Origin of the sequence: Bacillus solimangrovi, assembly GCF_001742425.1 — a bacterium.
GTDB classification, from domain to species: Bacteria; Bacillota; Bacilli; order Bacillales; family Bacillaceae_N; genus Bacillus_AV; species Bacillus_AV solimangrovi.
Genome location: NZ_MJEH01000006.1, coordinates 89,134 through 101,442 on the forward strand (window position 1 = coordinate 89,134; position 12,309 = coordinate 101,442).

Here is a 12,309-nt window from a genome sequence, read left to right on the forward strand (position 1 = left end):
TATAAAGGAAATTTTAACTGAATTTTCGTATATAATTTTATGTGAAGAATCATGGATTAACATGAATCAAAAGCAGTAGATGATGTATTTTTGTTCGAAATTAAAAATGTGTAACCAAAAAGTCTACATATAAGGAGTGTTGAAAATGCAGAAACGTTTACAACAATTATCAGAATGGATGACAGAGCAGGATGTTGATGTAACTTTTATTAATTCAAAAGAGAATATATTTTACTTAACAAATTTCCACACTGACCCTCATGAACGCCTTATCGGCTTGCTGATGTTCAGAGATGCTGAACCGTTTATGATTGTCCCTAGAATGGAGTCTTCACAAGCTAAGAATGCAGGGTGGAAACATGAAATTATTGGATATTCGGATCATGAAAACCCATGGGAATTAATCAAAAAAGCAATTGAAAAAAGGGATGTAACAGTTGTAGAAAAAGTTGCATTTGAAGAGTCCGTATTATCTTATGGCCGTAGCCAATCACTACTATCAATTTTTTCAGATGCAAAGGTTGTATCAGTTGAAGAGAAGTTGAATAATATGCGTGTCATAAAAGATGAGAAAGAAATAGAGAGCATTCGTAAAGCTGCAAAAATGGCGGATTATGGTATACAAGTAGGGATTGATGCTTTAAAAGAGGGAATTACAGAAATGGAAGTGCTTGCAACAATAGAATATGAATTGAAGAAACAAGGTATTCAAGAAATGTCTTTTTCAACAATGGTTTTATTCGGTGAAAAATCAGGAGAACCTCATGGAAATCCAGGGTATCGTAAACTTAAGGAAGGTGACTTTGTCCTCTTTGATATGGGTGTCGTTGTTGAAGGGTATTGTTCTGATATTACGAGAACATTTGTTTACAAGTCTATATCTGAGGAACAAAGGAAAATCTATGACATAGTGTTGAAAGCAGAGTTAGCATCTTTAGAAGCTTGCAAGCCTGGAGTCAGAATTGGCGACCTAGATTCAATTGCTCGAAATATCATCACAAAAGCTGGATATGGAAATTTCTTTCCACATCGTATTGGCCATGGGATGGGAATCAATGTACACGAATTCCCTTCAATGAGTCATGTAAATGATGAAAAATTGAAAGAAGGAATGGTATTTACAATTGAACCTGGTATCTATCTGTCAGATATCGGTGGAGTAAGGATAGAAGATGATGTATTAATTACAAAAGATGGTTATGAGACACTTACGAAGTTCCAAAAACAATTGCAAATCATTGAGTGAATGATAGAAGTCAGTAGTCTACGAATAGACTACTGACTTCTTATCGTTAGACGTTAGCAATCAAGCATAATCGAGTAATTGCTTTCGTATTAATTCCCATTCTTCACGAAGTATTCCCATTTTAATCGAATCAAAATAAGTATCATTAACAATCCTTGCTTTCCGAATTCTCGCTTCTTCAATCATGCCACATTTTTTAGCCAAACGAATCATTCTCTCATTACCAGACCACGTACTAATACCTATTCGAGCAATATCCATCTCTGTGAATAGATAGTCAGTCCACATGACATAGGCATCAAATCCAAATCCACCAGACCAATAACGAGAATCATAAATAACGAGGCCATTTTCACACCATTTTGTAGCTTCTGATACCCAATACCAACCTACACTTCCGATAAATTCACCATCTTTCTCGATGACGAGCTTAGAGCGTGTTTGATTATTATTAACTTCTTCTAATAAGTATATATAATTCTTTGTATATTCTTCCATGCTCATTTGTTCTCTTGGAAAATAAGGTCCATTCCACTGTATATGTTCACGATCATTCGCTTCATATTCCCAATACCACATACGTTGAATATCATCTTTTGTAAAGTCTCGTAAAGTGACTTTTTTTCCTTTGAGTTGTATATTCATTTCATCACCTCATAAAACGTACTGTTTTACGATATTCGACAAAAAGTAACTAGTACCTTGTAATATATTTCTATAATTTGTGAAGGATTCATGTGAGTCAATATATTACCCAAATATGTAAGTAAATTCATTAAAATACAAAATATTTAAAAAATTCTCGATATTTGTTAAAGGTTTTTTTAAAATTTTGTCGAAACTAATTTTTATAAAATTTCTAAGATATTGAAATGAGGAGAATATGTACTGGCTTATTAAAGAATTATCACCTAATTTATTTTTTATCATTTTTATGGTATTTTTGTATCAATATTGGTTTGAACAAAAAGATTGGACTAGTGTAATTAAAAACTGGGTGACTTTTTTTACTTGTGCAATTACCATTATTTTGTGTATGTCTTTTCCAGTTCATGTCGGTCAAAATTTTATATACGATCTACGAAATGTTCCTTTAATTCTTGGAAGTCTATATGGAAATACATATGTAGCGATAGGGTTAGCATCTGTAACCTTAATCGCAAGGTATTTTTCTAGTGGAATACTAGGATTTTATATTTCGGTAATTGTTGTTGGGATTGGTCTATTACTTGTCTACCTGATTAGAGGAAAGTTTCATAGTTTGAAATCCAATCATCGATTACTAACTGCAACAATTATTGTCACGTTTCTGGTATTAGTCGTTAGTATTCTTTCAGAAACTTTAACGGCAAATTCTAATCATGCTTCATTGAATATTAGTGATTGGTTAGCTTATATAATTGCAAATATTATGGCGACATTTATAGCAGGAAAGATCGTTGAATCTGTAAGGACTAACGATCTAGTAAGAAAAAGGTTATTACGAAATGAAAAATTAGAGATCGTTAGTCATCTAGCTTCAAGTATTTCTCATGAAGTTCGTAATCCATTAACTGCAAGTAGGGGTTTCCTTCAGTTGTTGAGTGAGGAGGACATTCCAAAAAAATGTGAGAAGTACATCACTATAGCGATTGATGAAATGGATCGAGCTGAAGGTGTGATTAGAGACTATTTAACGTTCGCTAAACCAGCTTTTGAACATGCTGAAATTTTTCAAGTTGAAGATGAACTAGTTCGAGCTATTAACGTAATTAAACCATTAGCAAATATGAATAATATAACAATGGAGTCAACATTGTTGCCTAGTGAAATTAAAGGAGAACGAGCAAGGTTGCAACAATGTTTCATGAACTTAATGAAGAATGCAATTGAAGCGATGCCGAATGGTGGGAAACTGTTAATTGAAAGTAAGGTAGAGAAAGGTTATGTAACTATCTCTATTTCAGACACTGGAGTTGGCATGACAAAAGAACAGGTTAGTCGTTTAGGTGAGCCTTATTTTTCTACTAAAGGCATGAAAGGAACAGGTCTTGGGATGATGGTTGTCTATCGAATTGTTGAATCATTTGATGGTGTAATAGAAGTTGAAAGTGAAATTGGACAAGGAACAACCTTTACGCTCAAGATACCAAGCATAAGTAAGCAGACAACGGCAGTATAGGCGTAACTATTTACGATGCGACCGTCTAAATGTAAGGATTATGTGTTAAAGTAAGATCTATTATCGCTAAAGTAATAAGAAATCACCTTCATTTTCTGAAGGTGAATGATATAGAGTTAAAAAAACTAATTTTCGTTTCGTTTTACGACTGCTACCGTACAACGTGAGATAGAGATAAGTTTTTGTTCCTCATCATAAATTTTTATATCCCATACCATTGTTTTCTTTCCTGTATGTAATGGTGTACCAATTGCTGTGACGATACCATCTTTTTTACTACGAATATGATTTGCATTAATTTCAAGACCCACGGCTGCTTCTGTTTCTTGGTCAATTAAGTTCCAAGTACCAACAGAAGCTACACTTTCGGCCAGAACAACAGAAGCTCCTCCATGTAATAAACCAAATGGTTGATGTGTTGCATCGTGAACTGGCATAGTGGCGATTACTTTTTCTTTTGTAACTTCAACCATCTCAATTCCTAGTGCTCCGATTATGGTTTTTTCAACTGGTTTCATCTTCATATTATACTTCCTTCCTAAAACTTAAATTGTATAGTAACTTCAATTAACAGTTTTCTCTGAAGTGTAAAAACTAAAATACTCAATATTCCCTCCCTCTCTTTATTATCTGCATATTCTGAATCTAACACAAGGTAGTAACCTTGCCTACTATTAACTAGTATAAGATGAAATGAAATATTCACATAATTGTTAGAGGATTCCTCGAGTAATTGTAGATAATTACGTACTAATTAACTACAATAGGAATGGATTATAAAAAAGTACAAAATTTAGGAACTTTCATCAGTGATAGAGCTCTATCAGAACAATTAGTGGTTAGTTATACAAATTAGGTAAATCCTGAGAATATACATTTTGAGCTGTTCTCAAAGTGCTAAGTTTAAAAGTGTGGAAATTATGCTAGTTGCTTTGTGGAAAAGAATTAGCTAATGAATTTGAAATGGAGTGAATAGATTGAAGAAAGTAGTTGTTATCGGTGGGGGTATTACAGGATTAACTGCAATGTACAAACTTCAAAAGAAAATCCAAGAGCAAGATTTAAATATGGAATTAGTTTTAGTTGAACAACATGAGCAATTAGGAGGAAAGATTGCTACTGTTAAAAATGGTGAATTTACAATTGAATCAGGTGCAGACTCTATGGTTGCTCGACATGAAAGTGTAATTCAGCTAATTGAAGAATTAGAATTGCAAGATCAAGCTGTATATAATGCAACGGGAATATCTTATATATATACAAATAATGAGCTACATCCTATCCCTAAAGATACGATATTTGGTATACCTACTAGTGTTGAATCATTGTACAGTAGTACATTGGTTTCTGAAGAGGGGAAAAAAGCTGCACTTAAAGATCTAGAGACAAAGAATGAAACATTCACGAGTGTAAGTTCTGTTGGCTCATTTCTAGAAGCATTTCTCGGTAAAGAGTTGGTCGAGAAGCAAATTGCTCCTGTGTTATCAGGAGTTTATTCTGGTGGATTAGATAAACTCACAATCGCTTCTACTTTACCTTATTTACTCGATTATAAAAATAAATACGGAAGCATTATCAAAGGTTTATCTGAGAATAAGGAAAGATTTCTAACGGCATCGAATAAAAAGTTTTTATCTTTTAAAAATGGTCTTTCAACAATTATTGACAAGTTGGAAGAAGGGCTAAAGGATGTTTCCGTTTTAAAAGGTGTTACAACGAAAAATATTATAAAAGAAGGTAATCAGTATAAAATTTCTTTTACAAATCATGAGGAGATAGATGCTGATTATGTCGTCTTAGCGGTCCCTCATGATATTGCACAAACATTATTAGTAGATACTCAGTTAGACAGTGATTTTAATAAATTAACAAATTCTTCATTGTTTAGTATTTATCTTGGGTTTAATATACCAGATGAACAACTTCCAACAGATGGTACAGGATTTATCGTTTCTGATAATAGTGATGTCAAGTGTGATGCATGTACATGGACAAGTAGAAAGTGGACTCACACTTCAAAGAAACATAATTTATTAGTGCGCCTATTTTATAAGAGTTCAAACCCATCATATCCTTTGTTAGAAAATATGAGTGAGGAAGAATTTGTACAAATAGCTTTATCAGATATTGAAAAGAGTTTGAACCTTAAAGCAGAACCTCAGGTAGTAGAAGTAACACCTTGGCAAAATTTAATGCCTAATTATCACTTGCAACATAACCAAGCAGTACAGTCATTGCAAGGTAAATTATCTTCACAGTATCCTAGAGTTATGTTGGCAGGTGCATCATATTTCGGTGTAGGCATTGGGGCCTGTATTAAGAATGGAATAGATGTAGCAGAAAAGATCATTACGGAATTAGGTAAATGAAATAAAGTCATAGTGAATTATAAGTCATATGGTTGAACTTGTATTAATAGTCTCGTTTATGAACGTGCTTAAACTTCTTTAAGTTAGTTAAAAAATAAGTGAATAAACCATATTACAAGCCAATACAAAAATTAATTATTGTTTATGTTTATATGTTGAAGAAGACTGTAGCTGATACAGTCTTTTTTGTTTTTTAGTTACCAACATGTTTATAACTAGATTATTTATGTACCTACTAACGTTAATTCTCCTCAACTACAAGGAATTGAATGTGAATTTTTGATAAATAATCTTGAGAATTTAAGTGTTATTCAGAAATGAAAGGGATTATTTACCTTATATTAAGTTGAGTGAAAAAGTTGCGGGCGCAACTAAAAGTTGATATACTCATTTTTAGTTGCATGAACAACTATATTTAAAGTTATATAAGGAGAATTAATTGATGGAATCAGTTGGAAAATGGATTTCAACCATTCACCGTTATGCACACATTTTTTTTAATCAGGAAGCAGATGAACTCGGTATTGGTGGAGGACAGTTTTCGTTTTTATTTTTGCTATATCGACAGGATGGTGTTTCTCAAGACCATTTAGCAAAGAAATTGTACATTGATAAGGCAACAACAGCAAGAGCGATTCAAAAGCTTGAGGAATGTGGCTTTGTAAGAAGGGAAAAATCAGAAATCGACCGTCGTCAAAATTTGGTTTATCTTACAGATAAAGCTCATGGTGTAAAAGAGCAAGTGATGGAAACTTTAGCTAATTGGACAAATATACTTACCAAGGATTTTTCTGAGGAAGAGTATGAAATAGTTCTAAGATTATTGAAAAAAATGGCAGGTAATGCAACTGAGCACATTTCTAAAGGAGAGGGGTGTAAACGTGAAGGCTAACTCTAATCGGTCACATCTAGGAACAGAAAGCATATCAAAATTAATGGTGCAGTTATCGGTTCCTGCATTTATCGGGATGTTTGTAATGGCATTATACAACGTAGTGGATACTATTTTCATCGCTCGAAGTGTTGGAACGATAGGCGTAGCAGGGTTATCTATCGCATTTCCGATTCAGATGATTATTAGTGCTTTTGCGGCAGCAGTAGGTATTGGTGGCTCCTCAATAGTGTCAAGGTTACTTGGAGCAAAAAAGGAAGAAGAAGCGAATGATGTATTTGGCCATATCGTATGGTTAGTTGGTGTATTAAGTATAATAATGGTTGTCATAGCTTTATTATTTCTTGATCCAATACTACGTTTATTCGGTGCAACAGAAGCAACTTTACCTTATGCAAGTGATTATCTGAGCATTATTTTGATCGGTTCATTATTCCTTGCATTTGCAATGTCTACAAATAATGTAGTTCGTGCAGAAGGAAATGCCAAGATGGCAATGTCAACAATGCTAGTTTCTTCAGGTGTTAACTTAGCATTGGACCCGATCTTTATTTTCGGACTTGATATGGGTGTCCAAGGTGCAGCCCTAGCGACTGTAATAGCACAAGCTTGTGCTGCTATATGGATTTTTTCCTATTTTAAAGGTGGAAAGAGTTCTCTTACATTTAAATGGATTGGATTAATACCGAATCGACGTATCATTCAAGAGATTATTAGTATTGGAACGTCTTCTTTCGTTCGACAAGTATCATCAAGTTTAATGTTTGTTGTCGTGAACTGGATGTTGATCACATATGGAAGTAATATGGAAGTTGCAATCTTTGGTATTATTAATCGAATAATTATGTTTGCGATCATGCCAATGTTTGGGATTGTTCAAGGCATGCAACCAATTGTTGGGTATAACTATGGAGCAAAGCAATTTAATCGTGTAGGAAATACGGTTAAGTTAAGTTTTATTATCGCAACAGTAATGTCTACGGCAGTTTGGATTATCATTTTATTGTTCCCTCAATTACTGTTTAATGTATTCACAACGGATGAGAAAGTAATTGAAGAAGGAGCATCTGCATTAAGAATGATAATGTTAGTTGCACCTACAATTGGTTTCCAAATGGTAGCTGGAGGTCTTTATCAAGCTTTAGGTAAGGCACGTGCTGCATTTATATTGTCTATCTCACGCCAATTAATTTTCTTAATTCCGATTGTATTATTTTTACCAACTATGTTTGGCTTAGCTGGGGTCTGGGCAGCATTTCCGTTAGCTGATGTGTTAGGCTTTCTGTTAGCACTCTTCATTATATTAATGGATAAGAAAACATTATTCCCAAATGATGCTCATTTAACTACTGCAAATAGTAACGCAGGTTAAACGAATATCATCAATCGAAAGTACATTTTAGGTTCTAGTGCACATGAGCAACAGCTGAACGAGAAAAATAGTAATTCTACAATGATGATCCTTACATTTTATGTTACTCTTATATAAGGAATATGTAAGATATGCATGAACAATAAACCATATTTATAAAGAGAAAAATAAATCTACAGATAGGTTTGTTTAAGTGATGTGAACATTGTTAGAATTTATTATAAGTCACTTATTCATTCCCCCTTTAGATATGAGGTTATTGTAATTATGTAGGGATAGGTGAGGAGAAATTGATTAAGAAATTACCAGTATGGTTTTTTATCACATCGATTGTCGTTATGCTCGGTTCACTAATCGCTGTTTTAGGTGGAACTGCATTAGAGTTATATACAATTGGTCCTACTTTCGTAAAGGTAATAGTAGGTATCCAAATTGCTGTTTTGGTAATAGGTGCAGCAGGCTTTGTCTTATGGGGAAGAACAGCTTTTAAACAAAATAACTGAGGTGCTTCTAATATTGAAGTGCCTCAGTTATTTTTATAGTAAGGAATCATATAATATAAAGAGAATATCCCTTCTATATATGAATATTGTTTATGAAAAAGTAAGGACAATTTGAAGTTCATCACACGATAACTCATATCTTATGCAACCACACGATTTTTTGCTTTATCAATGATAGGTTTACATTTTTTTCTGATGGAAGTAATGTTTATTCACTTTGCTCATTGATGATTGAGCGCCAATTTAGATCACCACGTTCTAATCCATGTATTAAAATTTCAGCTGATCCCATGTTTGTTGCAAGAGGAATGTTATGTACATCACACAAACGCAATAATGCAGAAACATCAGGTTCATGAGGTTGTGCAGTTAACGGATCACGGAAGAAGATGACCATATCCATTTTATTTTGCGCGATTAAAGCGCCAATTTCTTGATCGCCCCCAAGAGGTCCAGATTGGAAACGATGAACATGAAGTCCGGTTGCTTCCATGATTTTCAGTCCTGTTGTTCCAGTAGCATGAAGATCATGCTTTTCTAAAATATGTTTATAGGCTGTAGAAAACTGAATCATATCTTTTTTCTTTTTATCATGTGCAATTAGTGCGACTTTTACTTTCATTGTTAGTCCTCCTAAGTTGATAAAAATATTCTCATATTTATAGTATCTGTAATTGAGTTATTTGAAAACAATTTTTGGTACTTTCTATTTAGAAAATGTTAATTTATAAAGAAAGATATAATGACGACACGTGTATGTAACTCTTTATTTTTATGTAATATTTGTGATGAGTTAAATGGGTATAATCACACAATAAGTTATCTGATTATTCAGATTTTATAGATTATTGAATTGATAATTAGAAATTTTTGTATAAATGCTCTTATTTATCTTTTGGATAGATTATAATTACTTTATCTTATAATTTTAAAGGGGGCTCTTTATGTCAGTATATACGGTTTCATTCGGGCATAATGCAATGTTAAATGTATTAATGAAAGCTAGAGAAGATCAACTGGATGTTATACCTGAGGGGTTTAATAATTCTATTCGTTGGAATGCGGGGCATGTACTTGTCATTACAGATGCAGTTCTTTCACTTGATAATACATACAAGTCAGTTGTTCCAGAGAGTTATAAGGAATATTTCATGAAGGGAACTAGTCCAAGAGAGTGGGAAGGAGAACCACCATCAGTAGAAGAGATAAGTGAATTCATCACTAAGCAATTGAAAACAATTCAAGAAACATTTGTAGGAAGAGAAGACGAAGAATTAGAAAGACCATTTGAACTTTTAGGAGCTTCCTTTACTAAAGTTAAAGATATATTAGGTTTCATTTGTTTCCACACAGGAATGCATTTTAATATAACGCTAAATTATTTGAGAATAGTAAAGTAAGATATTTTAATATGTTAGTAAAATACTAAAAAATTAAAACACGTTAAACTTCCTTAAAATACTTTTAAAAGAACTGTTAATAAAAAGGGGGGTTCGTGTTTTAATTTTTTCTATTTTAAGCCTTATTGTTTCATAATACGGAGTGATGAACTAAAGTCTATGTATTTTGTAATTTCATTATATAACTTGTTAGGGTAAAAAATATAAGGAGAGCAATAAATGGTAAAGATAAACAGACACTTGAATGTGAATTTGCAAGTTTGGCGGGGGAATGTTTTTTTATTTAATATTATAATTCTATTTTTTTTATCGTTATTACCAATTCATGTACTTGCTGAAGAAAAGGTTAATAATTATCCTTTGGGGTTAAAATATGAAGTTTTCAGGGATTCGACAAGAGGAGTTACAATTAACGAAATTCTTTCAGGTAAGTATAATGAGGAGTTTATAAAGAGTGAATCAAAGTATCCTTATTTTGATTACACGAATGATGCAATATGGTTGAAATTAGAAAAGGAAGTGATTGGGGAAAAATTTAATGAGATGACTTGGCTTGAGTATGTGGATCGTCTTGAGGTCATTGATGTGTATTTTGTGAAAAGTGATTACACGTATGAAGTGCAGAAGGGTGGCTTGTATAATTTAGGGGAACAGAAAATTAACTTTCGTTCAATATTGTTTCGATTTGATCCAACAGATATTGAGGTTATATATATAAAATTAATAGGTGAAGAATTACCTGTTTCTGTAGACACTAGTTTATATTCTTATGAGGGACTAATTGAATCAATTAAAGATTATAAATTCTCATCAGGCTTCTTTTATGGCTTTATAGGTGCTCTTGCTTTTTATAATTTATTTTTATATTTTTCTCTAAGGGAAAGAGCATATTTGTACTACATAATTTATTTAATCGCATTCATGTTACTACAATTTTTAATGAATAGTTTGGATGTTGAATATTTAAGTGAGAATCTTCCTGTATGGTTTATTGTTGATGCTATTGATTATGCATCTTTGTTACTTTGTGTGACTATGGTTATGTTTGGACAAGAATTTTTAGAAACTAAGAAAATATTACCGAAATTACATTTAACACTTTCAATTTTCTCCAGCTTAAGTCTATTCACATTATTATTCTTCTGGGTACTTCCAGATAGCATAACAAATGTCATTGTTCCACTATTAGCACTAATTATCCCTATCTTATTGTGGATATCTGCACTTAGAGTTATGCAGATGGGAAATCGTATGGCGCGACTTTATTTGTTAGGATGGACGATTTTACTAGTGTCAATCATTCTACAAGCATTAAGTTATCTAGATATTATTGCTTTTCAAGCCATGTATTTTGATGTCATTCCACAAATAGCTGCAAGTATAGAATCTCTATTACTATCACTTGCATTAGCCGATAAGATAAATATTCTTAAACGACAGCGTGAGGAAGCACAAGAGTTATACACTGAGCAGTTAGTAAAAGAGGATAAAATGAAGGATGATTTTCTATTCCGAACTTCTCATGAACTTAAAACACCACTTCACGGTATTATTAATATTTCTCAGGCACTTATTGAAGATGATGATAATAAAAAAGAACAGCTAGAAAAAAAATTAAAACTTATCAAATCAGCAGGTTATCGAATGTCAAATATGGTAAATGACATTCTAGATCTTGCTAAAATTAAAGAAGGATTACTAACTATTCAATTATCAAAAGTTGATCTTTATTTGACAGTTTCAAACCTATTTGAAATGTTCCGTTATATTGCTGATGGGAAAAATATTAAGCTAGTGAATAAAATCGATAAAGCTAATCGGTTTGTAATCGCAGATGAAGATCGTCTAATTCAAGTATTCTATAATCTACTTAATAACAGCTTAAAAAATACAAATGCTGGTTCAGTAACGATTTCGAATGATGTGAAAGGTGGGCATATGTATATATCTGTAGAAGACACAGGTATAGGAATTGCTCCTCATTTGCATGAGAAGATCTTCCATTCGTATGAGAGTATATCAACAAATAATGATTTAGGGAATGGTGGATTAGGACTGGGGTTATCTATATCACGTCAACTTGTACAACTAATGGGAGGAAGTTTAGATGTAGACTGGTCTAAAGAAAAAGAAGGGACTCGTTTCACCTTCTCTCTCCCTATTTCAAAAATAGAAAGCAAAGTGTATGAGGAAGTTTCATCTATTAGATTACCTGCACTTGGGGCAACGATAGAAGAGCAGACCTCAATGTATTCCAATGACATGGCTTCACCGATGAGTGATAGGTTAGATATTTTAATAGTTGATGATGAAGTGTTAAATGTAGAAATTTTGAAGGATATTTTAGTAAGGGAAAATTATAACCT

At 32.8% G+C, this 12,309-nt stretch carries 11 protein-coding genes; 8 read left to right on the forward strand and 3 right to left on the reverse strand.

Annotated elements, in window-relative coordinates; all coding sequences use genetic code 11:
* Window positions 1-145: 145 nt before the first annotated feature.
* A complete protein-coding gene (locus tag BFG57_RS03110) occupies window positions 146-1,246 on the forward strand; it encodes a M24 family metallopeptidase (protein WP_069716008.1) in 1,101 nt (366 codons plus the stop codon).
* 60 nt (window positions 1,247-1,306) lie between these two features.
* Here BFG57_RS03110 and BFG57_RS03115 read toward each other — a convergent pair whose 3' ends face one another.
* Window positions 1,307-1,891 carry a GNAT family N-acetyltransferase gene (locus BFG57_RS03115; protein WP_069716009.1) on the reverse strand — a complete coding sequence of 195 codons (585 nt, stop codon included), beginning with the start codon at window positions 1,889-1,891 and terminating at the stop codon, window positions 1,307-1,309.
* A gap of 238 nt (window positions 1,892-2,129) precedes the next feature.
* Between BFG57_RS03115 and BFG57_RS03120 the strand changes: the two genes are divergently transcribed.
* Window positions 2,130-3,407, forward strand: coding sequence for an ATP-binding protein (locus BFG57_RS03120; RefSeq protein ID WP_069716010.1), 1,278 nt, complete (start codon window positions 2,130-2,132; stop codon window positions 3,405-3,407).
* Window positions 3,408-3,532: 125 nt separating this feature from the next.
* Here BFG57_RS03120 and BFG57_RS03125 read toward each other — a convergent pair whose 3' ends face one another.
* The gene (locus BFG57_RS03125) at window positions 3,533-3,925 is read right to left on the reverse strand and encodes a hotdog fold thioesterase (RefSeq protein WP_175428259.1); all 393 of its coding nucleotides are present in this window, start codon (window positions 3,923-3,925) and stop codon (window positions 3,533-3,535) included.
* Window positions 3,926-4,384: 459 nt separating this feature from the next.
* Between BFG57_RS03125 and BFG57_RS03130 the strand changes: the two genes are divergently transcribed.
* The 4 genes from BFG57_RS03130 to BFG57_RS03145 all read left to right on the forward strand — a co-directional run bounded on the left by BFG57_RS03130 (window position 4,385) and on the right by BFG57_RS03145 (window position 8,543).
* Entirely contained in the window at window positions 4,385-5,776 is a 1,392-nt protein-coding gene (locus BFG57_RS03130; RefSeq protein ID WP_069716012.1) for a protoporphyrinogen oxidase, read from the forward strand.
* A 442-nt stretch (window positions 5,777-6,218) separates the two neighbouring features.
* The gene (locus tag BFG57_RS03135; RefSeq protein WP_069716013.1) at window positions 6,219-6,668 is read left to right on the forward strand and encodes a MarR family winged helix-turn-helix transcriptional regulator; all 450 of its coding nucleotides are present in this window, start codon (window positions 6,219-6,221) and stop codon (window positions 6,666-6,668) included.
* A complete protein-coding gene (locus BFG57_RS03140) occupies window positions 6,658-8,040 on the forward strand; it encodes an MATE family efflux transporter (RefSeq protein ID WP_069716014.1) in 1,383 nt (460 codons plus the stop codon). The genes BFG57_RS03135 and BFG57_RS03140 overlap by 11 nt, the downstream gene beginning before the upstream one ends.
* Before the next feature lie 290 nt (window positions 8,041-8,330).
* Entirely contained in the window at window positions 8,331-8,543 is a 213-nt protein-coding gene (locus BFG57_RS03145) for a hypothetical protein (protein WP_069716015.1), read from the forward strand.
* A gap of 208 nt (window positions 8,544-8,751) precedes the next feature.
* On the opposite strand, the gene mgsA is transcribed toward BFG57_RS03145, so the two are convergent.
* The gene (gene mgsA / locus BFG57_RS03150) at window positions 8,752-9,165 is read right to left on the reverse strand and encodes a methylglyoxal synthase (protein ID WP_069716016.1); all 414 of its coding nucleotides are present in this window, start codon (window positions 9,163-9,165) and stop codon (window positions 8,752-8,754) included.
* Window positions 9,166-9,487: 322 nt separating this feature from the next.
* Between mgsA and BFG57_RS03155 the strand changes: the two genes are divergently transcribed.
* Window positions 9,488-9,943: a DinB family protein gene (locus BFG57_RS03155; RefSeq protein WP_069716017.1), complete on the forward strand. Its 456-nt coding sequence runs from the start codon at window positions 9,488-9,490 to the stop codon at window positions 9,941-9,943.
* A gap of 219 nt (window positions 9,944-10,162) precedes the next feature.
* Window positions 10,163-12,309, forward strand: a 2,147-nt coding sequence (locus BFG57_RS03160) for a sensor histidine kinase (protein ID WP_069716018.1), incomplete at its 3' end; no start/stop codon positions are given.